This is a genomic window from Streptomyces sp. AM25 (assembly GCF_058146165.1).
This window is the reverse complement of record NZ_JBKIWN010000139.1, coordinates 36,444-60,809: the sequence shown is the minus strand read 5'-3', so window position 1 is coordinate 60,809 and position 24,366 is coordinate 36,444. Positions and strand designations below refer to the sequence as shown.

Genomic DNA, 24,366 nt, shown 5'->3' with positions numbered 1-24,366 from the left:
AGATCGAGCTGGTGCGACTCTGGCACCGGCGGCATGCGACGTCAATAAGCAGGTCGTTCACTCGGGCATCCGGCCTGCCGACAGCCATCCGCCGTCCACGACGAAGGCCTGCCCGGTGACGTAGGAGGAGTCGGCGGAGCTGAGGAACAGCGCAAGCTGTGCCACCTCCAGCGGCTGCCCCATCCGCCCCAGCGGCACCAGTGTGCGGAACAGCTGGTCCATGGCCGCCACACCGGTCTGCTCCCGCCGCGGATTGATCATCGGGGTGTCGATCCCGCCGGGGCACACGGCGTTGACGCGGATGCCCCGCGCCGCCAGCTCCACCGCCGCCACCCGCGTCATGCCGAGCACGGCGGCCTTGGACGCCGCGTAGGCGGTGAGCAGGGGCAGGCCCGAAAGGGCCGCGTACGAGGAGATGTTGACGACCGTCCCGCCACCGGCCGCGGCGAGCGCGGGCGCCGCGGCGCGCATGCCCAGGAACGTACCGGTCTGGTTGACGCGGACGACCTCGTGGTACTCGTCGAGCGAGGTGTCGACGAGGGCGATGTGCCGCAGGATGCCGGCGTTGTTGACGAGTCCGTCGAGCCGCCCGAAGGCCGCGATGGCGCAGGCGACGGCGGCGTCCCAGTCGTCTTCCTCGCCGACGTCGAGGCGGACGTAACGGGCGGCATCCTCGCCCAGTTCGGCGGCCAGGGCCACCCCCTCCTCGTCCAGGACGTCCGCCAGCACGACCTGCGCGCCTTCGGCGACGAAGAGCCGTGCTTCCTCGGCGCCTTGGCCACGGGAGGCGCCGGTGATGAGGATGACGCGTCGGTCGAGTCGGCCCATGGTGATCCCCATCCCTGCTCGTCCACTCGTCCACTCGTCTATGCGTCTGCTCGTCTGTTCGTCTACTGGTTCAGCAACGGCGCAACGTCCCGCGCAAACAACTCCATCTGCCCCACCAGCTCCGCCACTCCGCGGCAGCGGAACCGCACCTGGATCTGGTCCACTCCCATCGCCCGGTACGCCCGCAGCGACTCCGCGAGTTCCTCCGGCGCGCCGGCCAGCACCCCTCCCCCGGAGAACGGGGACCGCCCCGGCCGCCCCACGGACAACGGCTCCGTGATCGCCCCGATCGCGAACGGACCCGTCCGCCCCGCCCTCTCCCGCAGCCGCCGCAGTTCCGCCACCCGGTCGGGCAGCCGCTCCCGCGGATCGCCCTGCGAGAGCCAGCCGTCGCCGCGCAGCGCGGCCCGGCGCAGTGCGGCCGGCGAGGAGCCGCCGACCCACACCGGCGGCCTCGGCACCCGTACGGGCCGGGGCGCGATGCCGAGTCCCGCGAACCGGAAGAACCGCCCCCGGAACTCCGGGAACTCCTCGGGCCCGAGCGCAGCGGTCAGCGCATCGACGGTCTCGTCGAGGATCTCCCCGCGCCGCCGGAAGTCCACGCCCAGCGCCTCGAACTCCTCCCGCACGTGCCCGGCGCCGACGCCGAGGACGAGGCGCCCGCCCGAGAGCCGGTCGACGGTCGCGTACTGCTTCGCGGTGACGAGCGGGTGCCGCAGCGCCACGACCGCGACGTGGCTGAGCAGCAGCACGCGTTCCGTGACGGCGGCGACGTGGGCGAGGGTCGCGACGGGGTCGTACCAGACGGTGCCCATGGCGGCGGCAAGCCGTGCGGGGACCGCGACGTGGTCGCACGTGGCGACGTACGCGAAGCCCAGCCGGTCCGCGGCGCGGGCCACTTCGCGCAGTTCGGCGGCTCCGGCCGTCACCTCCCACGGTTCGGCGTAGAGCGTGCTCAGGGACTGCACGGGCAGCTGCATCCCGTACGACAGCCGGCCCTCGGGCAGCACCCGCAGACCATTGGCCTCAGCCACGTGCCGCGGCCCCGGCCCCCGCCCAGAGCCCCTCCGGCGTCAGTCCCAGCAGCTCGATCGCGTTGCCGCGCACGATGCGTTCCACCACGTCGGGCTCCAGGTGCCCCATCTGTTCCTCGGCCACTTCCCGCGAGCGCGGCCAAGTGGAGTCGCTGTGCGGGTAGTCGGTCTCGTAGAGGACGTTGCCGACGCCGATCGCGTCGAGGTTGCGCAGCCCGAAGGCGTCGTCGAAGAAGCAGCCATGGATGTGCTGCGCGAAGAGCTCGGAGGGGGGTTCGAGCACCTTGTCGGCGATCCCTCCCCACTTGCGGTTGTTCTCCCATACGGTGTCGGCCCGTTCGAGGATGTACGGGATCCAGCCGATCTGCCCCTCGGCGTACATGAGGCGGAGGTCCGGGAAGCGGGTGAAGACGCCCGACATCAGCCAGTCGGTCATCGAGAAGCAGCAGTTGGCGAAGGTGAGCGCCGAACCGACCGCGGGCGGTGCGTCCTCGGAGGTGGACGGCATGTGGGAGGACGAGCCGATGTGCATCGCGACGACCGTGCCGGTCTCGTCGCACGCACGCAGGAAGGGGTCCCATGCCTCGGTGTGGACCGAGGGGAGGCCGAGATACGGCGGTATCTCGGAGAAGCACACGGCGCGGACGCCCCGCGCCGCGTTGCGCCGCACCTCCTGCGCCGCCAGTTCCGCGTCCCACAGCGGCACGATCCCCAGCGGGATCAGCCGGCCGCGGGCTGCAGGACCGCACCATTCGCCGGTCATCCAGTCGTTGTAGGCCCGTACGCACAGAAGGGCCAGTTCGCGGTCGGCGGCCTCGGTGAAGGTCTGGCCGCAAAAGCGCGGAAAGGTGGGGAAACAGAGCGCGGACTGCACGTGGTTGGCGTCCATGTCGGCGAGCCGCTCGGGGACGCTGAACGAGCCCGGCCGCATCTCTTCGTAGGTGATCCCTTCCAGTCCGATGTCGTCCCTGGAGTATCCGACAGCGGTATCAAGCCGCGTGAGAGGACGGTGCAAATCCTCATAGACCCACCAGTCCGCCACCGGACCCGCGTCGCCGGGGGCGCCCATCGTCGGCGCGAAACGGCCGCCCAGGAAGGTCATCTCCTTGATCGGAGCCCGCACGATCCGCGGCCCGATGTCACGGAATTTCGCCGGAAGACGGTCCCGCCAGACGTCGGGGGGCTCGACCGTGTGGTCGTCCACCGAGATTATCGTGGGGAAGCTCTCCATGGCCGTCACGGTAGCGCCGATCTGACGGTTCGTCAGGAGAGCGGGGGGCGACCGGCTGTCCGGTCGGTGAGATGGTCCTTGGCAGGCCTTGTGGAGAGGCCGGACCACAGCTGACGTAAATGCCTGGGACAAGGCAGACTGGCCGGTGCGACCGAGCAGGACAGGCAGGGGGTCACGATGGCCGGCGATTCAGGGCACGGGCAGGCACTGCGCTTCACCGTGCTCGGTCCCGTCCGCGCCTGGCGCGGAGAGGTACTGCTCAACACCGGTTCTCCCCAGCAGCGGGCGCTGCTCGCGGCTCTGCTGCTGCGCGGCGGGCGCACCGCCACCGCTCCGGAGCTGGTCGACGCGCTGTGGGGCGAGGAGCCCCCGCACGCGGCCCTGGCCGCGCTGCGCACCTATGCCTCCCGGCTGCGCAAGGCCTTCGGGCAGGATGCCGACACCCTGGTCAGCGAGTCCGGCGGCTACGCGATCCAAGTGGCGCCCGGCGGGCTGGACATCGACGCCGCCGAGCGGCTGGCCGGCGAGGCCGACAAGGCCCGCGCCGCCGGCAACCGGCTGCGCGCCCGCGAACTGATCGCCGACTCCCTCGCGGTGTGGGACGGCGAGCCGCTGGCCGGCCTGCCCGGCCCCTACGCCGAGACCCAGCGCACCCGCCTGGAGGAATGGCGCCTGGGCCTGCTGGAGACCCGCCTCGACCTCGACCTCGAAGTCGGCTGCCACGCCGAGGCCGTCTCCGAACTCACCGCCCTGACCGCCGCCCACCCGCTGCGCGAGCGGCTGCGCGAGCTCCTCATGCTCGCCCTCTACCGCAGCGGACGCCAGGCCGAGGCCCTCGCCGTCTACGCCGACACCCGCCGCCTCCTCGCCGACGAACTCGGCGTCGACCCCTGCCCCGAACTCTCCGACCTCCAACAGCGCATCCTCCAGGCCGACACCGACCTCAACCTCCACATGACCACCGGCGACCGCAACTCCGCCGGCCCCGCCTTCGTCCGCCCCGCCCAGCTCCCCGCCACCGTCCCGGACTTCACCGGGCGCGCCGACATGGTGCACGAGCTGAGCGACCAGCTGGCCACCGCCGAGGGCCGCGTGATGGCCGTCTCGGCGGTCGCGGGCATCGGCGGCGTCGGCAAGACGACCCTCGCCGTGCACGTCGCGCACGCCGCCCGGCATCACTTCCCCGACGGCCAGCTCTACGTCGACCTCCAGGGCACCGGCCCGGCGGTCGCCGAACCCGAGGCCGTCCTGGGCTCCTTCCTGCGGGCCCTCGGCGTGCCCGACCCGGCCATCCCGGACGGCGTCGAGGAGCGCGCCGCCCTCTTCCGCTCCACGCTCGACGGGCGCCGCGTCCTGGCCCTGCTCGACAACGCCCGCGACGCCGCCCAGATCCGCCCGCTGCTGCCCGGCAACGAGGGCTGCGCCGCCCTGGTCACCAGCCGCATCCGCATGGTCGACCTCGCCGGAGCGCACCTGGTCGACCTCGACGTGATGAGTCCGGAGGAGGCGCTGGTTCTGTTCACCCGGATCGTGGGTCAGGAGCGGGTGAGTGCCGAGCGTGATGCTGCGATGGATGTGGTCGCGTCCTGTGGTTTCCTGCCGTTGGCGATCCGTATCGCGGCGTCCCGGCTGGCTTCACGGCGTACGTGGACGGTGTCGGTGCTGGCGCGCAAGCTCGCGGACGAGCGGCGCCGGCTGGACGAGCTGCGGGCCGGCGACCTCGCGGTGACCGCGACGTTCGAGCTCGGCTACGGCCAGCTCACCGCGGAACAGGCCCGGGCCTTCCGCCTGCTGGGCCTTGCCGACGGTCCCGACGTCTCCCTCGCCGCCGCGGCCGCCGTCCTCGACATGGACACCGAGACCTCCGAGGACCTGCTGGAGTCCCTGGTCGACACCTCGCTCCTGGAATCCGCGGCACCCGGCCGCTACCGCTACCACGACCTCGTACGCCTCTACGCGCGTTCCTGCGCCGAACGCGACGAACACCCCCCGGCCGAACGGGAAGCAGCCCTCTCCCGCCTCCTGGACTTCTACCTCGCCACCGCCGCAGGCGTGTACGTGCTGGAACGGCCGGGCGACACCCTGCGCTCCCACCTCGCACCCACCGCCCACCCCGGCCTGTCCTTCACCGACCCCGCAGCCGCCGGCAACTGGCTCTTCGCCGAGGCCGGATGCCTGCTCGCCTGCGTGCGCCAGCACGCCGACTCCACCGGGGACACCCTGCGCCGCGCCGTCGACCTGCTCCTCGCCGCCAAGGACCTCGCCGAATCCGGCGCCGACTCCCGCCAGTACGAGCAGGCCGCCATCGCCCTGCTCGCCTCCAGCAGGGCCAGCGGCGACGCACGCGCCGAAGGCCGCGCCAGGACCGTCCTGACGCACGTCTACCACTTCGCCGGACGCTTCGAACTCGCCGACACCCACGCCAGCACCGCAGTCGACCTCGGACGCCTCTGCCAGGACCCCATCCCGCAGTGCTACGCCTCCAACAACCGCGGGATCATCGCCAATTACCAGCACCGCTACGAGGACGGCGAGATCCACGGCGAGCGGGCCCTCGCCGCCTTCCGCGCCGACGGCAACCGGCCGGGCGAGGCCAGCGCACTGTGCAACCTCTCCCGCGTCCATCTGTCCACCGGGCGCGTGGAATCCGCGCTGGCCCTCGCCGAACAGGCCATCCACCTCTACCGCGAGGTCAACGTCTCCTGGCGGCACGCCAACGCCCTCTACGCCTACGCCCTCGCCCTCACCCAGGCCGGGCGCTACGAGGAGGCCATGGCGAGCCTGCTGGAGGCCATGCCGGTCTTCCGCGATAACCGCCAGCGGATGTGGGAAGGCATGACCCTCTTCCGCATGGCCGAACTCCACCTCGCCACCGGACAGCTCGCCCAGGCCGCCGCCCACGCCGAACAAGCACTGGCCGTACTGCGCACCCTCGGCGGCGACTGGCGCCGGGGCAACGTGCTGACCGTGCTCGGACGCAGCCTCGACGCCCTCGGGCAGACCGGCCGCGCGCACGCCTGCTGGACCGAGGCCCTGTCCATCTTCGAGCAGTTGGGCTCCTCGGAGGCGGCGGAAGTACGCGTTCTACTGGCTCCGGTCCAAGCGGCTTAGACACACGGGGTGAGAGGGGTGGATTCCGGGGCCCGTTTCCCGCTGCGGCCCCGGTAAAAACCCGTTCCACGTGCCCGTTCATCGATCGTTTATCGCGAGGGTCCACTCTGAGGTTCGTCGATCCGCTGCATCGGGGGGCAGGCGGGTCGTAGGTGAGGCCTCACCTTTAGGGTGAACAGCCCTGGAAGGCACCCGTCCGGCGGTTCTCGGGGGAGTCGCCGGGCGGGTCGCACACTCCCCAGACCACCAACGACTCGCACTGAACAGACGGAGTTGACGACAATGCGCGACGAGAGCCAGGTCAGTCCTGCGGCATCGCCTCTGGACGACCACGGCACGGGGACGCACGACCTCGCCGCACGACTGGCACCGGCCGACGACCACGGCACCGGCACGAAGGGGCTCACCGCGAACGCGGCCGGCCGCGGGAAGTCTCCCGCGGACGACCACGGGACCGGTCCGGAGCACGTCATGATGGACGATCACATGACCGAGGCTCCCGTCTTCACCATGGAAGACGCCGAGAAGCCCTACTGAGGCCCATCAGGCCCGCCGGGCCCCGGTCTTCGGTAACCGGGCAGAGCTCCGGGCCGTCACTGGCCCAGGGCTCTGCTCCGGGGGACCACGGGGGAAGTACGACGGGGGACAGCACGGGGGAATGCACGGGGGAGGAGGAACGGGGGGGAAGAGGACGGGGGGGATCTACGGGGGAACACGGGGGAACTGCCGGAGAGGCGCGGAGAGGCACAGAGAGAGACGGGGGAACGGGGGAAGTTCTCTCCCGAGTCTCTCCTCGGGGGAAGCCTCTGCAGGCTGGGGAGCAACGGGGGAACGGACAACTCCCCAGCCGGACCGGCAAACAGCAAAGCCTGCGCAACTTGCACGACTTGCACAACCGCAAGACCAGCAAGCAGCAAGCAGCAAGCAGCAAGCAGCAAGCAGCAACACCGGTACATCCAGCACCACATCACACATACCCGGCACCCGTTCCTCCGGGCGGCATCAGCCCACGGGGGAACGGGGTGGCCGCAACGGGGGATCGACAGGGGCCGGCACCGACGGCGCGGAGGGGGAGCCGTCGTTGCCGGTCCCTGCGGCTGTTTTCGACCGCGAACAGCAGACCGCAGGGAGGAACCGGCACACATGCCGGTGCGAACGCCGGGGCGGATGCCGACGCCAAGGAACCGTCAGCACCGGGTCAAGGATCCGGACCGTACAGCAGCGGAGGCTCCCGCACCCGGGTTCACTCGAACCGGATACCGGCACCTGTCATCCCATGTCCACTGCTCTGCACGGCACTTGCGGCCGCACATCACGGCCGCCGGAACAACTCACCGTCCCATCGGTGCCCCGCCCCGCCGGAGTACCGCACCCCCGACCAGAGGAGTCACGATGAACAGCACGACGACCATAGCCAAGGCCGCCACGAAGGCCTGCGCCATACTCGCGCTCACTGCTGCGGCAGCCCTCCTGAGCACGGCGCAGGCCTCCGCCGACGACCACACCATGGTCCAGACCCACTCCCGCCACGCAGCGCAGCACGCCGGCCCCGCCTTCGGCTCGGACGACCACGGCATGGGCGGCGCGAGCGGACTCGTGGGCTTCGGTGCGGACGACCACGGCATGGGCGACCGCTGACGCCGGCCCCGAAGTGGCGCCGCCGGCGCGCCGACATCGGTGCGGCTCGCCGGCGGACGGCCCGGTGCACGGCTCAGCGGTCTGCACGGCTCTGCCGGGCGAACGGGCGGCTCAGCCCGACGCCCCCAGATCCGCCGACAGCCAGCGCCCCGGCCGCATCCTGATCGCCACGGCCGCCCCGGGATCGGCCAGCACCTGTTCCACGTATCCGGCAACCGCCTCCTCCGTGGGCAGATAGCGGGAACCGACCTCCCGCACCTCCTCCTCGGTGGCCGTGGTGACCGAGACGACCTCGCCCTCCACCGAGACATACCGGTAGGACGGGACCGTCCGGCCGACCAGGAGCGCGAAGCGCCCCGCCTCGGCGGCCAGCCTCGCCTTGCGGGAGGCGCGGCCGGTGATCACCATCACGTACCCGCCCGGACGGTAGGCGTACCAGACGGGGACGGCCACCGGCCCGCGCCCCCGTTCCCCGGAGTCGACGGCGAACGACGCCACATGCGCCTCGCCCAGGAACGCCTCGCGCTCCTCAGCAGTCAGCTGCATGAACACCTCCGCCGCAGCACCTCCTTGAGCACCTTCCCCGACGCGTTGCGCGGCAGCTCCGCCACGAACTCCACCTCGCGCGGCACCTTGTAGTTGGCCATCTCCCTCCTCGCCCACCCGATCAGCCCCGCGGCCGTCAGCCCGGATGCCGCCACGCCCGCACTGCGCACCACGAAGGCCCTGCCGACCTCCCCCAGCCTCGCGTCCGGCACTCCGACGACCGCGGCCTCGGCAACGCCCGGGTGCCGTGCCAGGAGCTGCTCGATCTCGGCGGGGAAGGCGTTGAACCCGCCCACGATGAACATGTCCTTGAGCCGGTCGGTGATCCGCAGGTTGCCGTCGCCGTCCAGGACCCCGACGTCACCGGTGTGCAGCCAGCCGTCGGGGCCGACGGCCCGTGCCGTGGCGGCGGGGTCCTCGAAGTAGCCGGACATCACCTGGTGGCCCCGCACCAGCACCTCACCCGGCTCCCCCGCCGGCCGCGCGGCCCCGTCGGCACCGACCACCTTGACCTCGGTGCCGGGAACGGCCCGTCCCGACGTCCCCGCCACGACCTCCGCGGAGTCACCGCGGCGGCACATCGTCACCAGCCCGGTGGCCTCGCTCATGCCGTAGGCGGTCAGCACGACCGGTATCCCCAGCTCGTCGCGCAGCCGCTCGACCAGCCGCCGGGGCACCGTGGCCGCACCGGTCACCACGACCCGCAGCGACGACAGGTCGTGCGCCGACCGCAACGGGTGGTCCAGCAGCGCCTGATGGAGCGTCGGCGGCCCGGGCAGCACCGTGATCCGCTCGGCGGCGATCAGGGCGAGCACCGCTTCCGGGGTGAAGACGGGCAGCGGGACCATCGTCGCACCGCGCATGAGGGCGGCGATGATGCCGGCCTTGTAGCCGAAGGTGTGGAAGAAGGGGTTGACGATCAGATAGCGGTCTCCTTCCCGCAGTCCGGCCAGTTCGCTCCAGGCGCCGAAGGCCCGCAGCGTCTGTGCGTGGGTGATGACGGCCCCTTTGGGCTCGCCGGTGGTGCCCGAGGTGAAGAGGATGTCGGAGGGCACATCGGCCCGGACGGCATCGGCGCGTGCCCGGACCTCCCGGGGAGAGACGGTCTCCCCCGCTGCGAGGAACTCCTTCCAGGTGAGGAAGCCGGCCGATGCGGGTGCGGCTTCGGCGAGGACGACGATGCGGCGCAGGTGCGGCAGCCCGGGCAGGGAGCCGGCGTCCGGGCCGTTTCCGGCGGCTGCTCCTGCCGCTGCCCCTGTCCTTGCCTCCACCCCCGCCGCTCGCCGGAGCGTGGCGACGTAGGACGTGCCGAGGAAGGTGCCTGTGACGAACAGCAGCTTCGTCCGGGTACGCGCCAGCACGTGGGCCGCCTCGGCGCCCTTGAAGCGGGTGTTGACGGGCACCAGCACGGCTCCGGCCGTGACAGCGCCGAGGGCGCAGACGATCCAGTCCGCCGTGTTGGGCGCCCAGACCGCGACCCGGTCGCCGGGCTCGACTCCGGCGGCGAGGCACGCGGCGGCGGCCCGCCCGACGCGCTCGCCGAGCTGCCGGTAGCCGGTCCGGGACCGGCCCTCGACGACGGCCTCGCGTTCGCCGTACCGCTCGGCGGCGGCGCGGACGAGACGGGGTATCGATCCGAACTCCAGGTCACCGTGCATCGGACACCTTCGCCACCCTCGGCCGCCCGGCGTACTGGCTGACTACGCAACCGACTACGCAGCTGACCACATAGCCGACTGGATAGCTGACTATGCGTCAGATTAGCGATAGCCTTCCGCGCTGTCAGCAGCAGCACGGGCGACAGTGCCGGCAGGACCGGCGCCGACACCACCGAGGCGGCGATGGCGATGAGGACGACGGCGGCACCGCTCAAGGACGCGACGGCGATCGTCGGCATTGGTCAGACTCCTTTCGCGAAACAACTCCCCGAATCCGAAAAGACCTTGGCGTGCCGCGCCATCCTGGCGGCGCTGGACGACGCCGGCATCGCCCCGTCCGAGGTCGACGCCTTCGCCTCGTACACCATGGAGGAGACCGACGAGGTCGAGGTCGCCAAGGCCATCGGCGCGGGCGACGTGACGTTCTTCTCCCGGGTCGGCTACGGAGGCGGCGGCTCCTGTGCGACCGTGGCCCACCTGGCGGCGGCGATCGCCACGGGACAGGCGACCGTCGGCGTGGCCTGGCGCTCACGCAAGCGTGGCTCGGGCCCCCGCCCCTGGCGGAACACACAGGCCCAGCTCCCCACGCCCGCGCAGTGGACCCGTCCGTATGGACTCCTGCGCCCGGTCGACGAGATAGCCATGCTGGCCCGCCGCTACATGCACGAATACGGCGCCACCCGCGACCACTTCTTCAACGTCGCCCTCGCCTGCCGCAACCGCGCCAACCAGAACCCCGCCGCGACCATGTACGACCGCCCGCTGACCCGCGAGATGTACATGACCTCGCGCTGGATCAGCGAACCGCTCTGTCTCTTCGACAACTGCCTGGAGACGGACGGCGCGCTGGCCTGCGTCGTCGTCCCCGCGGAGCGGGCCCGGGACTGCCGGGCCGCACCCGCCTACGTCCACTCCGTCGCCCAGGCCCTGCCGGCCCAGCACCACGGCATGGTCAACTACTGGACGGAATCCCCCCTGACCGGCCCCTCCTGGACCGCCGCCCGTCACCTGTGGAAGCACGCGGACTTCGGCCCGGACGACATCCATGTCGCCCAGATCTATGACGCGTTCACCCCACTGATCCCCCTCTCCCTGGAGGGCTACGGCTTCTGCGGACGCGGCGAAGGCGCGGCCTTCACCGAGGGCGGCGCGCTGGAACTCGGCGGCCGGCTCCCGGTCAACACCGCCGGAGGCGGCCTCAGCGAGGCGTACGTCCATGGCTTCAACCTCATCAACGAGGGGGTCAGGCAGCTCCGCGGCAGCTCGACCGCGCAGGTCCCCGGCGCCGCGACGTGCCTGGTCACGGCGGGCGAGGGAGTCCCCACATCGGCGCTTCTGCTGAGGAGTTGAACTCATGTCCCCCATGATGAGGGCCACCACTGACAACGGCCTCCTGGCACCGGTCCCGGACGCGGACGGCGCCCCCTTCTGGGACTTCGCAGCACGGGGCGAACTCCGCATACAGGCCTGCGTCGAATGCCGCGAACCCCGCTTCCCACCCCGCCCCTGCTGCCCGAAGTGCCAATCGTTCGCCAGTAGTTGGCAACTCATGAGCGGAAGAGGTCGAATCTGGTCGTACGTCCGCCCCCACCCGCCCCTGCTGCCCGGCTACGCCGCACACGCCCCGTACACCGTGGTCGTGGTCGAGCTGGCCGACGCACCCGGCATCCGCGTGGTGGGCAACCTGGTCGCCTCCCCGGACGCGGAGATCGACTCCGTGGCCCCGGAGGACCTGCGCATCGGCGCGGCCGTACGGACCGTCTTCCCGCAGGGCCGGGGGATCGCGCTCCCCCGCTGGACGCCGGAGCGGTCATGACCGCGACCGTGGAGAGCGGCGCGGACGGCGTCGCGCTGGTGATCCTGAACCGCCCCGAGCGCCTCAACGCCATCGACGCCCGCACCGCCGCCGAACTGACCGCCCTGTGGCGGGAGTTCCGCAGCGACACGGCGGTCCGCTGCATCGTCCTCACCGGGGCGGGCGACCGCGCCTTCTGCACCGGCCTCGACCGCACCACGGAGACGCCACAGCCCGTGTCCCCGTACTCCCTCGACGACCCGCTGCTGACGATCGGCCCCAAGGCCTCGGATCTGTGGAAGCCGGTCGTCGCCGCGGTGAACGGTATGGCCTGCGGCGGCGCCTTCTACCTGCTGGGCGAATCCGAGTTCGTCGTCGCCTCCCGGAACGCGACATTCTTCGACCCGCACACCACGTACGGCATGGTCAGCGCGTACGAGTCCCTGTACATGGCCGGGCGCATGCCCTTCGGCGAGGCCGCGCGGACGGCCCTGATGGGCACGGCCGAGCGCCTCTCGGCACAACGCGCGTACGAGATCGGCCTGGTGTCCGAACTGACCCCGCCCGGCGGCGCCGTGGAGGCGGCCCTGCGCGCCGCGACCGTCATCGCGGCGCAGCCGACGGAGGCCGTGCAGGGCACCGTGCGCGCCCTCTGGGCGGCCAAGGAGCAGGCCCGCTCCCATGCGCTGGCCCTTGCCCCGCACCTCGTCACGCTGGGCAACCTGCCGTCGGCACGCCAGGCGGACCTCTTCACGGCGCGCTCTCGCGAATACCGGCTGCGCTGAGGCGGGCGCCGGCCGGCGCCCGCCCGGTCAACGCCGCGTGTGGCCCGTCCCCTTCGCGGCGTCCAGCGCGTACACGCAACGGTCCTTGCTGCAGGCGTAGACGACACCGCCCCTGGACACGGGCGAGCCGGTGATCTCGCCGCCCGTGGCCAGCTTCCAGCGGAGCTGGCCGCCTGCCGCGTCGACCGTGTAGAGGCAGTGGTCGGCGGAACCGAAGTGCACCCGGCCGTCGGCGGCCACCGGCGCGCCCACGATGTCGCCGCCCGCCGCGAACCGCCATTTCGGCGTGCCCGTCACCGCGTCCAGGGTGTAGAGCGCGCCGCCGCTGCCCAGGTGGACGGAGCCGTCCGCCACGAGCACCGGCTCCGTCGACTGCCGGGCCTCCGTCGCTATGCGCCACCGGTCGCGGCCCGTGGCCGTGTCGAGCGCGTAGACGGTGCCCAGGTAGTCCGCGATGTAGACGCCCCCGCCCGAGACGACGGGTCCGGGCGCGAAGGCGGGCGGGCACAGGAAGACCGCCGGCGCCTCGAACCGCCAGCGCACGTCGCCGCGCGCCACGTCGATGGCGAGCAGGCGCGTGCCGGCGGCGACGTACGCCACGCCGTCCGGAGCGGCCAGCAGCCGCACCGGGACGCCACCGCACGAGGCCGCGTCCCCCACCGGATACGACCACCGCTCGGCTCCCGTACGGGCGTCCAGGGCGCGCAGCCGCGCATCGGCCCAGACGTAGACCACGCCGTCGTGGAGGGCCGGGCCGCAGTCCGGGGTCTCGAAGTCGGTCTGGACGCCGCCCGTCTCCCACAGCAGATCGCCGGTCGCGGCCTCCCACGCCTGGACGCCTCCGCCGCGGGTGCCCGTGACGACGGTGCCGCCCTCGGCCCGCAGCGAGTAGACCCAGCCGTCGGTGGAGAGCCGCCAGCGCTCCGCGCCGTCCGCGGCGTCGAGCGCGTACAGCGTGGGCCCGTCCGAGGCGTGTATGCGTCCCTCGGCGACGGCCATGGCCCAGGCCACGTCCCGCGTCTTGAACTGCCGCCGTCCGCTGGCGACATCGAGCGCGTGGACCTCGAACGAGGTGACGTACAGCAGATCTCCGGCGACGGTCGGCGTGCCCCACACGTCGTTCGACATCCGGAACCGCCACGGACGCCAACGCCCCTGGTCGGCCGATACGTTGGTGCTGCCCACGTCGGACGGCGCGACGGGGGCGGGCGGCGTGGCAGGGGCTCCCGTCTGGCCCGGCAGGGCGGCGGAGGCCTCGGAAGGCGGCCGGACCCATCCGGCCGTGGGACCGGCGGCCGGGTGCGCCTGGGCATCGGCGACCCGGGGGCCGGGGCCGATCGGCACCTGCGATCCCGCGAGCCGGACCGTCCCCTCGGGCGGGGATGCGACGGGTGCGGCGGCATGCCGGCCCTGCGGCCCGGCCGGCCCGCCCCGCGGGTCGGGCGCTCCGACGACGGACCCGCGGGGCGGGCTCACGGGGCCCGCGCCCCAGCCGCTCGCCGCGTGGGCGCTCGGCGCCGGCTCGTAGCCGGGAGCGGGTGCCGGGGCGGAGGTGGGCGGCTGTGCGGGCCTCGGCGGCACGGCACGGCTGCGCCCCGTGCCCGCGGCGCCCGCGGCACCGCCGGAGGAGGCGCGCTGCCCGGCCCGGCGGCGCTCGATCAGGGACACGGCGTTGTCCGGCAGCCATGCCGACGCCGTGCCGCTGTCGTCGTCCCCGCCGGCGGCGAACAGGTGCGGGGCGAGCTGCGCCTGCAGGTCCGCCGGGGTGGGACGGTGCTCCGCGGCCATCTGCATGCAGGAGTCGATGAGCGGCCGCAGTTCGTCGGGCAGGCCGTTGAGGTCGGGGCCTTCCCGCAGGAGCATGAAGACCGTCTCCACCGGGTTCGCACCGTGGAAGGGAGCGTGACCGGTCGCCGCGAAGACCAGGGTGGAGGCGAGGGAGAAGACGTCGCTGGCTCCGGTCACGCTCCGTGAGTCCCGCGCCTGCTCGGGGGACATGTAGGCAGGCGTGCCGACGGCGACGTTGGTCATGGTCAGCCGGGTGTTGGACACCCCCGACGCGATGCCGAAGTCGATGACGCGCGGCCCGTCCTCCACGACCAGCACGTTCGAGGGCTTGAGGTCGCGGTGCACGAGGCCCGCCCCGTGGATGGACTGCAGCGCCTCGGCGATGCCCGCGGCGAGCCACCGCACGGCCTGGGCCGGGAGCGGCCCGCACTCCGTGACGATCTCCTCCAGCGAGGGCGCGGGGACGTACGCGGTGGCCAGCCAGGGCACGGCGGCCCGCGGGTCGGCGTCGACGACGGCGGCCGTGTAGAAGCCGCTCACCGCACGCGCCGCTTCCACCTCACGAGTGAAGCGGACGCGGAAGAGCTGGTCCTCCGCGAGCTCCGTGCGCACCGTCTTGATCGCCACTCGCCGGCCGGATGCCGAGCGGGCGAGATAGACCAGCCCCATGCCGCCCGCACCGAGCCGGCCCAGCACCTCGAACGGGCCGATCCGTCTCGGGTCGTGCTGCGTCAGCTGCTCCACCACTGGCCTGCCACCTCCCCGTCGGGGCCCGGAAGGGTTTCCGGCCCCGCTGCAGCGTCTCACCGCGAATTATCCCGGGGAACGCACCCCGATTCTTCCTGGACCGGCCCCCGGTTGCGAACCCGGGTCGGGCTTCGTCGTGTCTCCGCCACATCCGGAACCGCGCCCCCCGCGGTCATTACCCTCCGCACCTGCGCGGGATCGATGACGGCGAAGTCGGCTCCCTGGTCGTCGGCCAGCACCGCGAAGCGCCCGTAGGGGGTGTCCCGGGGCTCGCGCAGGACGCGGCCGCCGAGCCGGACGGCGGTGGCGGCCGCGCCGTCGCAGCCGTCGACGACGAGGTAGACGAGGAAGTGCGCGGGCATCTCCTGCGGGAAGCCCTCGCCCATGACGACCCGGCCGCCGACCGCGTGCTCCGGGGTGGCGGGCTTTCCGGCGGGGGTCCAGACGGCGAACTCGATGCCCGCCTCCTCGCTCAGGTCGTCGGTGACGAACCCGAAAACCGCTTCGTAGAAGGCATCGACGGCCTTGGCATCACGCGTGTACACCTCGGTCCAGCCGTACGAGCCGGGCTCGCCCCGCTCCTCGAATCCCCCGTGGCTGCCGGCCTGCCAGACGCCGAAGACGGCACCGCCGGGATCGGCGGCCGTCACCATCGTCCCGTACCCGCCGACGGTCATGGGGCCCACGACGACCTGCCCGCCCGCGCCACGGATCCTTCGTGCGGTGCCCGCGGCGTCGGACGAGGCGAAGTAGACGGTCCAGGCCGTGGGCATCCTCCCGTCGGGCTTGGGGGCGAGCGCCGCGACATTCCTCCCGCGGTGGAACGCCTGGGTGTAGTACCCGTACTCGGGGTCGCCGTCCTCAAAGGTCCAGTCGAGGAGTTCGCCGTAGAAGCGCTTTCCGGCGGCGAGATCGGGCAGCATGACATCCGCCCAGCACGGCATGCCTTCCGTGAATCCGTCCGTGGCTGCGCTCATGGGCCCGGCTCCTTCTGCGTGTGCTGCATCCGCCCGCGCGGGCTGTCTCCCGGCAGGTTGCGCCCAGCTGTCACGGTATCGGCGGAGGGCCGTTCTCGCTCGGCCTGTGGATAACCGGGGAATGGGCGGGTGACGCGGTTGTCCACAGCTTGTCGATAGGACAATTCACCGGTACGGGCCAATCCGCTCCGGCCGTCTCCATACCCCTTCACACCCCATCCGACCTGCCGATACACACCATCGCGCACCCCCGCCCCCATTTGCATGCGGCCGAATCGCGCTCCGATCACCCCTCGGTAAGCTGACGGCATGACAGGACAAGTACGCACCGTCGACGGCCGGGTGGCCGGCCGGCGAGGCCAGGCGACGCGGCAGAAGCTGCTCGACTGCCTCGGCGAAATGCTCAGCTCCTCGCCCTACCGCGACGTCAAGGTCATCGATGTCGCCCGCCGGGCCGGCACCTCGCCGGCGACCTTCTACCAGTACTTCCCAGACGTCGAGGGAGCCGTCCTCGAAATCGCCGAGGAAATGGCGAAGGAGGGCGCGAGCCTCACCGAACTCGTCGCCGGACGCTCCTGGGTCGGCAAGTCCGGCTGGCAGGCGGCCGAGGAACTGGTGGACGGATTCCTCGGGTTCTGGCGCAAACACGATGCGATTCTGCGCGTCGTCGATCTGGGCGCGGCCGAGGGCGACAAGCGGTTCTACAAGATCCGCATGAAGATCCTCAACGCGGTCACCAACTCCCTGACGGACTCCGTCAAGGAGCTCCAGTCCAAGGGCAAGGTAGACAAGGACGTCAGCCCGGCGGCCGTCGCCGGCTCGCTCGTCGCCATGCTCGCCGCCGTGGCCTCCCACCAGAAGGGCTTCCAGAGCTGGGGCGTCAAGCAGGCCGAGCTCAAGCCGAACCTCGCCCTGCTCGTCCATCTGGGCATCACCGGCAAGAAGCCGACGAAGTAGATGAAGTAGGCGCGTTGCAGGCCGTCTTGCAGGCCTGTCCGCCCACACCTCTCTCGCGCATCACTCTCGCGCGTCCTGTCATCGCGGCGGCGGGCCGCCCGGGCACGGCCCCGGGCGGCCCGCCGCGCCGCACTCACGGCCGCACTCACGGCGGACAGGACTCACCGGCCCTGCGCGTGCCGCCGGTCCAGCCGGAAGAGCCTGATCTCCCGTTCCACGCGCGCCTGATAGCGCCCGTACGGCGGCCAGAACCTCAGCAGCGCCGCCCAGACCGTCTCCCGTTCCGCTCCCTGCAGCAGCCGTGCGTGCACGGGGATGTCATCCCCTTTCCAGCTGATCTCCGCGTCCGGGTGGGCCAGCAGATTTGCCGACCAGGCGGGGTGGCCGGGACGGCCGAAGTTGCTGCCGACGAGAACCCATCCCTCGCCCGTGCCGTCGCGGCCGTCGTCCGGCATGCAGGCGAGCGGTGTCCGCCTCCGCTGCCCGGTCTTCGCCCCTGTGGACGTCAGGACGAGGCCCGGTAGCAACTTCGTGCTCAGCAGCAGCCTTCCGCCCGTCAGACGGTGCACCGTGCGGTCCAGGGCCGGTACACAGTGCGGTGCGATTCGTGCGAACGAGCGGGTGGAGGAGACCTTCTGCACCAAGCGTTCGACTACAGGCATCACAGCACCACCGCTTCCCGGCCCTCCGAAACGTCAAACAGACCCGCCAGTTCGGCCGCATGGGCCCTCAACCGGTGCACGGGCCCGAACAGCAGCTCGTCGGAAGCCGCTCGTTTGAAGTACAGCTGCACATCGTGTTCCCACGTCACTCCGATACCTCCGTGCAGTTGGACGGCCTCGCCCGCCACCCGCCACTGGGCCTCCAGGGCCTGGGCGAGCGCGAGCGCCCCGACGGCCCGCCCCCGTGCGGCACCGGCCGCGGCCCAGGCTGCGTAGTACACCGCCGAACGCGCGGCCTGAACGGTCACATGGAGATCCGCCAGCCGGTGCTTGACGGCCTGGAACGATCCGATCGGTCTGCCGAACTGTTCGCGTACGCGCGCGTGCTCCACGGTCTTCTCAAGGGCCCGCTCTGCCGCGCCCACCGCCTCTGCAGCCAGTACGGGAGCCGCGCTGCCGCCGAGCGCTGCGAGGGCCGTCGGCGCCTCGCCGGTACCGAGCGGTTCCGCGTCGGCGTCCCGCAGCTCGATCCGGGCCTGCGGCCGTGTCTCGTCCAGTGCGGTCAGGCGTGTACGGGCCACAGCATGCGCGCTGTCCGGACGTACGACGAACAGGCACGTACGGCTGCGGGCGTATCCGCCGGTGTGTGCGGCGACGATCAGCAGCCCCGCACTGTGGCCGTCGAGCACCTGCCCGGCCTCCCCGTACAGCCGCCAGCCGTCGGCGGTGTGCCGCGCCTGCACCCCTCCTGCTCGCCCGTCCCCGGCCCAGGTGCCGTCGTCCGGCCCGGTGAGACCGAGCGCCGCCGTCAGCGTGGTGCCGGGCAGGACGAGCGCTCCCGTGAGCTCGCCGGAGGCCAGGCGCGGCAGCAGTTGCGCGCGCTGCTGCGGCGTACCGAGCGCGGTGACCAGCGGCACGGTGAGCACTGCTGTGGACAGGAGAGGGGACGGCAGCAGGACCCGGCCCGTCTCCTCGGCCGCGAGGGCGAGTTCAAGGGTTCCGCAGCCCGTTCCGCCGTATCTCTCGTCCACTGCCAGGCCGGCCAGGCCCGGGGACGAACCGAGCAGCCGCCAGAGCACGGCGTCGTACCCGGCCCGGCTCCGGACCGCGGCCCGGACTTGCTCGGAGGAGGCATGCTTCTGCAGCAACTCCCGCAGGGTGCTGCAGATTTCCTGTTGCTCGCGGCTGAGCCGGGCATCCATCGCGGACTCCCCTCGTCCGATCCGACGGCGGGCATTATGGCGAGGGGAAGCCCACTTTCCCAGAGCAGATCTGATGTACCGTCAGATCTATGTCTTCAGGCCGACGCAAGGTCGCCGTCGTCGGTGTCGCGCTCTCGGACTGCGGCCGCCTCGACACCGTCACGCCCTACGCCCTGCACGCCCAGGCCGCGCGCCGTGCCCTCGCCGACTCCGGTCTCGACAGGAGCGTCGTCGACGGCTTCGCCTCCACGGGCCTCGGCACGCTCGCGCCCGTCGACGTCGCGGAGTATCTGGGCCTGCGGCCCACCTGGGTGGACTCGACCTCCGTCGGCGGCAGCACCTGGGAGGTGATGGCCGCCCACGCGGCGGACGCCATCGCGGCAGGCCACGCGAACGCCGTCCTCCTCGTGTACGGCTCCACCGCACGCGCCGACATCAAGGCCGGCCGGCGCACCGCCAATCTCGCCTTCGGCGCTCGCGGGCCCGCACAGTTCGAGGCACCGTACGGTCACACGATCGTCGCCAAGTACGCCATGGCGGCCCGGCGTCACATGCACCAGTACGGCACAACCGTGCAGCAGTTGGCCGACATCGCCGTTCAAACCCGCGCCAACGCAGCCTGCAATCCCCACGCCCTGTACCGCGCCCCGATCACCATAGACGACGTTCTCAACAGCCCGCTGATAGCTGACCCGTTCACCAAACTGCACTGCTGCATAAGGTCGGACGGGGGCTGCGCCGTGCTGCTGGCTGCCGAGGAGTACGTGCCGGACACGGCTAAGCAGCCGGTGTGGGTGCTGGGTGCCGGTACGGCGGTGTCGCACATGACGATGTCGGAGTGGGAGGACTTCACGGTCTCCCCCGCTGCGGTCTCCGGGCGGACGGCCTTCGGGCAGGCGGGCGTGACGCCGCAGGAGATCGACGTGGCCGAGCTGTACGACGCGTTCACGTACATGACGCTCGTGACGCTGGAAGACCTCGGCTTCTGCCCGAAGGGCGAGGGCGGAGCGTTCGCCGTGGGCGGCAGGCTGACGACCGGTGGTGCACTGCCGGTCAACACCGACGGCGGAGGGCTGTCCGCCTGCCATCCCGGGATGCGGGGGCTGTTCCTGATCGTCGAGGCGGTGCGGCAGCTGCGCGGCGAAGCGGAGGAGGGACGCCAGGTCCGCAGGAGTGGAGGACGGCTGCCGCAGCTCGCCGTGGCGTCGGGCACGGGCGGCTGGTTCTGCTCGTCCGGCACAGTGGTCCTCGGGCGCGGCTGACCGGCCCGGCACGCGGCCTGCCCACCGCCTGCTGTTGGATGGGTACATGAGCAACGTGCCGGACGCCGGGCAGCAGGAACAGGACGAGCAGCAGGAGTCCTTCCGGCGCCTCCTGCGCTCCCTTCCCGTGTGGGACACAGAACTGCCGCGCTTCGACCCGGCCACGGCACCGGACGACCCGCTGCCGCTCTTCCGGCAGTGGCTGTCCGAAGCGGCCCGCGCGGGCACCCCCGAGCCGCACACCATGAGCCTGGCCACCGCCGATGCCGCCAGCCGCCCGTCCGTGCGGACGGTGATGCTGCACGACGCCGACGAGCGCGGCTGGCACTTCGCCACCCACCGCACCAGTCGCAAGGGGCGCGAGCTGGCGGCACGCCCCGAGGCGGCCCTGGGCTTCTACTGGCCGACGGTCGGGCGGCAAGTGCGCGTCCGGGGCACGGTGACGGCTGCGGACGCGGCGGAGAGCCGCGCGGACCTGGGCAAGCGGTCGCCCGGCGCGCTGGCCGCCGCCCTGGTGGGGCACCAGAGCGAGGAGCTGCCCTCGTACGCAGAACTGGAGCGGGCCTCGGATGCGGCCTGGGAGCGGGCACACCGCGACCCGGACGCCCCGGTGGACAGCTGGACGCTGTACGTCCTCGCCGCCGACGAGGTCGAGTTCTTCCAGGGGGACGCACGGCGCCGGCACGTGCGCCTCGTCTACCGCCGTACGGGCACGGGCTCCTGGACTACGGGGCTGCTGTGGCCGTGAGATCGGGCGCCGGGTCGGTGGCGAGCCGGGCGTGGAGGTGCACGTCCCACATCCGGCCGTCGACGCCCGGCAGCGCGCCACGCATCGTGCCCTCGTAGGCGAACGCGCAGTGCCCGGCGACGCGGCATGAGGCGCGGTTGGGCAGGACATGGCCCAACTCGACCCGGTGCAGCCGGAGCTCGCCCCGGAACGCCCAGCGCGTGACGGTCTCCAGGGCGCGGGAGGCATAGCCGCGGCCCCGGTGCTCGGGCAGGACCCAGTACGCGACGCGGGCGGACCTCAGCATGGGGTCGATCATCGCGAGCCCCACGTGGCCCACGACGGCGCGGAACCCGTCGTCCTCCGTGGTGATCGCGAAGGAGGCCTGGTCCCCCATCCGCCAGCCCGCCGCGCGCCGTTCGAGGAACTCTCGCGCGCCCTCCTCGTCCGGAGCGGGCACGGTGACGGCGTTCCAGCGGCGGAAGTCGGGGTCCGATATGCCGCGCAGCACGGCGCCGAGATCCCGTGGCTCCCAGGGGCGCAGCAGCAGGTCGTACTCACCGAGCCAGACCGGATCCAGTGCCTTGGGTTCCATCATGTGTACATTCAACACGCCCGGAACACCGGTATCACCAGGGCGAGTTCCGGATCCCTGCGGAAGGCGACGGCGAGCTCCATGCCCACGCGGAGCGATTCCTCCGGGCAGCCTGTCACCTCGGTCGTCATGCGCGGCCCCTCGGCGAGGGAGACGACGGCGGGGACGTAGGGCAGCCGGGATCCGAAGGGCGGCAGGTCGTTGACATGGACGACGGACCAGGTGTGGAGCGTGGCGCGGCCGCAGGCCTCCTCCCAGACGACGTCGTCGCTCCAGCAGCACGGGCAGAACTCCCGCGGGTAGTGGTGCGCCCTGCCGCAGCCGGCGGCGCGGCAGCGGCGGATGAGCAACCGCTCTTCCGCGGCGGCATCCCAGTAGGTCCTGGTGAAGTCGTCGACCTCCGGGACATCGGCGCGCAGCCGTCCCTCCACGTCAGGCCTCCCTTCACGGGCCGTTCGCGGACGGCCCATTCCTGACGGTCCATCAGATCTGTAGCCTGATTGCACGTCAGCTTATCGGCCAACGAGCAGGAGTGGGCGAGAACGATGCTCGGATCGACTCATGGCACCCTCACCACCACCTCCCGCCCGGCCCGTGTGGCGGCCTGCGGCGAGCGTCCCGGACCGGCCGTCCACGGCACCGCCGACGAGCGGGAGACGGACGTCAGCGGCCGCCCCCTGCATGCCGAAGTCCCCGACCTGGAGCGGCTCTTCCGGCCCCGGACCGTGGCCGTCGTCGGCGCCTCGGACGCCGAGGGGCGGCCCGGCAGGACCGTCACCGCGCAGCTGATCGGCTGGGCCGGACGCGTCGACGCCCGTATCCACCTCGTGCACCCCACGCGCACCACCGTCTTCGGCCTCCCCTGCCACCGCTCCGTCCAGGACCTGCCCGAACCCGTCGACGTCGCCGCCGTACTCGTGGGTGACCCCCTTCCCTGCATCCGTGAACTCGCCGACCACAAGGCAGGTTTCGCCGTCGTCTTCGCCTCCGGCTTCGCCGAGGCCGGCGCCGAAGGAGCCGCGGCCCAGGCCCGGCTCGCCGCCGCCGTCCGCGGGACGGGCACCCGGCTCCTCGGCCCCAACACCAACCTCAACGCCTTCGAGCGCTTCCGCGACGACCTGGACGGTCCGGCCATCGCACTGATCACCCAGTCAGGCCACCAGGGCCGGCCCGTCTTCGCCCTGCAGGAGCTGGGCATCCGGCTCTCGCACTGGGCCCCGACCGGCAACGAGGCGGACCTGGAGTGCTCCGACTTCATCTCCTGGTTCGCCGGCCGGCCCGAGACCGGCGCCATCGCCGCCTATGTGGAGGGGATCAAGGACGGCCGCTCCTTTCTCCTCGCGGCCGACCGGGCGGCCCGCCGCAAAGTGCCGGTCGTCGCCGTCAAGGTCGGCCGTACGGAGACCGGCGCCCGCACCGCCGCCTCCCACACCGGCAAGCTGACGGGAGCGGACGACGTGGTGGACGCGGCCATGCGGCAGTTCGGCGTGATCCGCGTCGACGGGCTGGACGAGCTCCAGGACACCGCGGCGCTCCTCGCCCGCGCCCGGCCGCCCCGGGCCCGCGGGGTGGCCGTGTATGCGATCTCGGGCGGCACAGGCGCCCATTTCGCGGACCTCGCCACCGCCGCCGGCCTCGACCTGCCCGTACTGTCCCCCGCCAAGCAGGACGAACTGCACCAGTGGATACCCCGGGACCTGAGCGTGGCCAACCCCGTCGACTGCGGCGGCCATCCCGTGGGCGACGCGCGCGGCCGCAGGATCATCGACGCGCTGCTCGCCGATCCGTCCGTCGGCGTCCTCGTCTGCCCCATCACGGGCCCCTTCCCTCCCCTCAGCGACCGGCTCGCACAGGACCTCGTGGACGCGGCGGAGGCGACGGACAAGCCGGTCTGCGTGGTGTGGGGATCCCCCGTCGGCACGGAGGACGCCTACCGCACCACCCTGCTCGGCTCCTCGCGCGTCTCCACCTTCCGCACCTTCTCGAACTGCATCACCGCCATCCGCGCCTACCTCGGCCACCACCGCTTCACCACCGGCTACCGCTCCCCCTTCGACGAAGCACCACGCGTCCCGTCTCCTTCGGCAAGCAAGGCACGGGCTCTCCTGCGCCCGGGCGAGCAGCTCAGCGAGCATGCGGCGAAGCAGCTCCTGCGGGCGTACGGCATACGCGTCCCCCGCGAACACCTGGTGACCAGCGCTGCCGCGGCCGTCCGGGCGGCGGGCCAGATCGGCTACCCCGTCGTCATGAAGGCCTCGGCCCCGCAGCTCGCCCACAAGTCGGAGCTCGGCCTGGTCAGGATCGGCCTGACCTCGGCCAGCCAGGTCCGCGACGCCTATCGCGAACTCACCGACATCGCCCGCTTCGAAGACCTTCCGCTGGACGGCATCCTCGTCTGCCAGATGATCGGGCGCGGCATCGAGACGGCCGTCGGCATCACGCACGACCGTGTCTTCGGCCCCACCGTGACCGTAGGGCTGGGCGGCGTGCTGATCGAGGTCCTGGACGACACGGCCGTGCGCATCCCGCCGTTCGGCGAGGGCGACGCCCGCGCGATGATCGGCGAACTGCGCGGGCGGGCCCTGCTGGACGGCGTCCGGGGACGCCCGCCCGCCGACACGGACGCCCTCGTCGAGACCGTCCTGCGCGTCCAGCGCATGGCGCTGGAAGTGGGCGACAGCATCGCCGAGTTGGACATCAACCCGCTCGTGGTACTCGACCGCGGCCAGGGCGCGGTGGCCCTCGACGCGCTGGTCCTCTGCCGCTGACGCGGCATGCACGCCCCCGAACGGACCGTGCACGACCGCCCGCAGGACTAGGAGC

At 72.2% G+C, this 24,366-nt stretch carries 21 protein-coding genes; 10 read left to right on the top strand and 11 right to left on the bottom strand.

Annotation, left to right across the window (positions count from 1 at the left end):
- Window positions 1-57: 57 nt before the first annotated feature.
- The 3 genes from ACLHRZ_RS40960 to ACLHRZ_RS40950 all read right to left on the bottom strand — a co-directional run bounded on the left by ACLHRZ_RS40960 (window position 58) and on the right by ACLHRZ_RS40950 (window position 3,093).
- Window positions 58-828 (bottom strand): SDR family NAD(P)-dependent oxidoreductase, encoded by a 771-nt coding sequence (locus tag ACLHRZ_RS40960; protein WP_490423706.1) that lies wholly within the window; start codon window positions 826-828, stop codon window positions 58-60.
- Window positions 829-890: 62 nt separating this feature from the next.
- On the bottom strand, window positions 891-1,808 hold the full coding sequence (locus ACLHRZ_RS40955; protein WP_490423726.1) for a TIGR03619 family F420-dependent LLM class oxidoreductase: 918 nt from the start codon (window positions 1,806-1,808) through the stop codon (window positions 891-893).
- Window positions 1,809-1,854: 46 nt separating this feature from the next.
- Window positions 1,855-3,093, bottom strand: coding sequence for an amidohydrolase family protein (locus ACLHRZ_RS40950; RefSeq protein ID WP_490423705.1), 1,239 nt, complete (start codon window positions 3,091-3,093; stop codon window positions 1,855-1,857).
- A 177-nt stretch (window positions 3,094-3,270) separates the two neighbouring features.
- Between ACLHRZ_RS40950 and afsR the strand changes: the two genes are divergently transcribed.
- The 3 genes from afsR (at window position 3,271) to ACLHRZ_RS40935 (ending at window position 7,842) form a co-directional block, all read left to right on the top strand.
- A complete protein-coding gene (gene afsR / locus ACLHRZ_RS40945) occupies window positions 3,271-6,204 on the top strand; it encodes an SARP-family global regulator AfsR (protein ID WP_490423704.1) in 2,934 nt (977 codons plus the stop codon).
- Between the two features lie 282 nt (window positions 6,205-6,486).
- Window positions 6,487-6,741 (top strand): hypothetical protein, encoded by a 255-nt coding sequence (locus tag ACLHRZ_RS40940; protein ID WP_490423703.1) that lies wholly within the window; start codon window positions 6,487-6,489, stop codon window positions 6,739-6,741.
- A gap of 855 nt (window positions 6,742-7,596) precedes the next feature.
- Window positions 7,597-7,842 (top strand): hypothetical protein, encoded by a 246-nt coding sequence (locus ACLHRZ_RS40935; protein WP_490423702.1) that lies wholly within the window; start codon window positions 7,597-7,599, stop codon window positions 7,840-7,842.
- Window positions 7,843-7,953: 111 nt separating this feature from the next.
- Here ACLHRZ_RS40935 and ACLHRZ_RS40930 read toward each other — a convergent pair whose 3' ends face one another.
- Both ACLHRZ_RS40930 and ACLHRZ_RS40925 read right to left on the bottom strand, forming a co-directional pair.
- Window positions 7,954-8,388 carry a pyridoxamine 5'-phosphate oxidase family protein gene (locus tag ACLHRZ_RS40930; protein WP_490423701.1) on the bottom strand — a complete coding sequence of 145 codons (435 nt, stop codon included), beginning with the start codon at window positions 8,386-8,388 and terminating at the stop codon, window positions 7,954-7,956.
- Entirely contained in the window at window positions 8,379-10,046 is a 1,668-nt protein-coding gene (locus ACLHRZ_RS40925) for a FadD3 family acyl-CoA ligase (protein ID WP_490423700.1), read from the bottom strand. The genes ACLHRZ_RS40930 and ACLHRZ_RS40925 overlap by 10 nt, the downstream gene beginning before the upstream one ends.
- A gap of 189 nt (window positions 10,047-10,235) precedes the next feature.
- Here ACLHRZ_RS40925 and ACLHRZ_RS40920 point away from each other — a divergent pair, with 189 nt between their 5' ends.
- The 3 genes from ACLHRZ_RS40920 to ACLHRZ_RS40910 are packed head-to-tail and all read left to right on the top strand — an operon-like array spanning window position 10,236 to window position 12,626.
- A complete protein-coding gene (locus ACLHRZ_RS40920; protein ID WP_490423725.1) occupies window positions 10,236-11,396 on the top strand; it encodes a lipid-transfer protein in 1,161 nt (386 codons plus the stop codon).
- Between the two features lie 4 nt (window positions 11,397-11,400).
- Window positions 11,401-11,862 (top strand): Zn-ribbon domain-containing OB-fold protein, encoded by a 462-nt coding sequence (locus tag ACLHRZ_RS40915; RefSeq protein ID WP_490423699.1) that lies wholly within the window; start codon window positions 11,401-11,403, stop codon window positions 11,860-11,862.
- Entirely contained in the window at window positions 11,859-12,626 is a 768-nt protein-coding gene (locus ACLHRZ_RS40910; RefSeq protein ID WP_490423698.1) for an enoyl-CoA hydratase/isomerase family protein, read from the top strand. Before ACLHRZ_RS40915 ends, ACLHRZ_RS40910 begins: the two co-directional genes overlap by 4 nt.
- Before the next feature lie 27 nt (window positions 12,627-12,653).
- Here ACLHRZ_RS40910 and afsK read toward each other — a convergent pair whose 3' ends face one another.
- Both afsK and ACLHRZ_RS40900 read right to left on the bottom strand, forming a co-directional pair.
- Window positions 12,654-15,161 (bottom strand): protein serine/threonine kinase AfsK, encoded by a 2,508-nt coding sequence (gene afsK, locus ACLHRZ_RS40905; protein WP_490423697.1) that lies wholly within the window; start codon window positions 15,159-15,161, stop codon window positions 12,654-12,656.
- A gap of 56 nt (window positions 15,162-15,217) precedes the next feature.
- Window positions 15,218-16,138, bottom strand: coding sequence for a VOC family protein (locus ACLHRZ_RS40900; protein ID WP_490423696.1), 921 nt, complete (start codon window positions 16,136-16,138; stop codon window positions 15,218-15,220).
- Window positions 16,139-16,447: 309 nt separating this feature from the next.
- On the opposite strand from ACLHRZ_RS40900, the gene ACLHRZ_RS40895 reads away from it, so the two are divergent.
- Window positions 16,448-17,095 carry a TetR family transcriptional regulator gene (locus ACLHRZ_RS40895; protein ID WP_336412973.1) on the top strand — a complete coding sequence of 216 codons (648 nt, stop codon included), beginning with the start codon at window positions 16,448-16,450 and terminating at the stop codon, window positions 17,093-17,095.
- Window positions 17,096-17,256: 161 nt separating this feature from the next.
- Here the strand turns inward: ACLHRZ_RS40895 and ACLHRZ_RS40890 are convergent, their stop codons facing one another.
- Both ACLHRZ_RS40890 and ACLHRZ_RS40885 read right to left on the bottom strand, forming a co-directional pair.
- On the bottom strand, window positions 17,257-17,757 hold the full coding sequence (locus ACLHRZ_RS40890; protein ID WP_490423695.1) for a nitroreductase family deazaflavin-dependent oxidoreductase: 501 nt from the start codon (window positions 17,755-17,757) through the stop codon (window positions 17,257-17,259).
- On the bottom strand, window positions 17,757-18,959 hold the full coding sequence (locus ACLHRZ_RS40885; protein ID WP_490423694.1) for an acyl-CoA dehydrogenase family protein: 1,203 nt from the start codon (window positions 18,957-18,959) through the stop codon (window positions 17,757-17,759). Before ACLHRZ_RS40885 ends, ACLHRZ_RS40890 begins: the two co-directional genes overlap by 1 nt.
- 89 nt (window positions 18,960-19,048) lie before the next feature.
- On the opposite strand from ACLHRZ_RS40885, the gene ACLHRZ_RS40880 reads away from it, so the two are divergent.
- A complete protein-coding gene (locus ACLHRZ_RS40880) occupies window positions 19,049-20,221 on the top strand; it encodes a thiolase C-terminal domain-containing protein (protein WP_490423693.1) in 1,173 nt (390 codons plus the stop codon).
- Between the two features lie 46 nt (window positions 20,222-20,267).
- Window positions 20,268-20,969 (top strand): pyridoxine/pyridoxamine 5'-phosphate oxidase, encoded by a 702-nt coding sequence (locus ACLHRZ_RS40875; protein ID WP_490423692.1) that lies wholly within the window; start codon window positions 20,268-20,270, stop codon window positions 20,967-20,969.
- Here ACLHRZ_RS40875 and ACLHRZ_RS40870 read toward each other — a convergent pair.
- The gene (locus ACLHRZ_RS40870) at window positions 20,947-21,546 is read right to left on the bottom strand and encodes a GNAT family N-acetyltransferase (RefSeq protein ID WP_490423691.1); all 600 of its coding nucleotides are present in this window, start codon (window positions 21,544-21,546) and stop codon (window positions 20,947-20,949) included. The two genes, ACLHRZ_RS40875 and ACLHRZ_RS40870, sit on opposite strands and share 23 nt — an antisense overlap.
- 8 nt (window positions 21,547-21,554) lie before the next feature.
- Window positions 21,555-21,974 carry a Zn-ribbon domain-containing OB-fold protein gene (locus ACLHRZ_RS40865; protein WP_490423690.1) on the bottom strand — a complete coding sequence of 140 codons (420 nt, stop codon included), beginning with the start codon at window positions 21,972-21,974 and terminating at the stop codon, window positions 21,555-21,557.
- Between the two features lie 114 nt (window positions 21,975-22,088).
- On the opposite strand from ACLHRZ_RS40865, the gene ACLHRZ_RS40860 reads away from it, so the two are divergent.
- On the top strand, window positions 22,089-24,311 hold the full coding sequence (locus ACLHRZ_RS40860) for an acetate--CoA ligase family protein (protein WP_490423689.1): 2,223 nt from the start codon (window positions 22,089-22,091) through the stop codon (window positions 24,309-24,311).
- Window positions 24,312-24,366 lie beyond the last annotated feature (55 nt).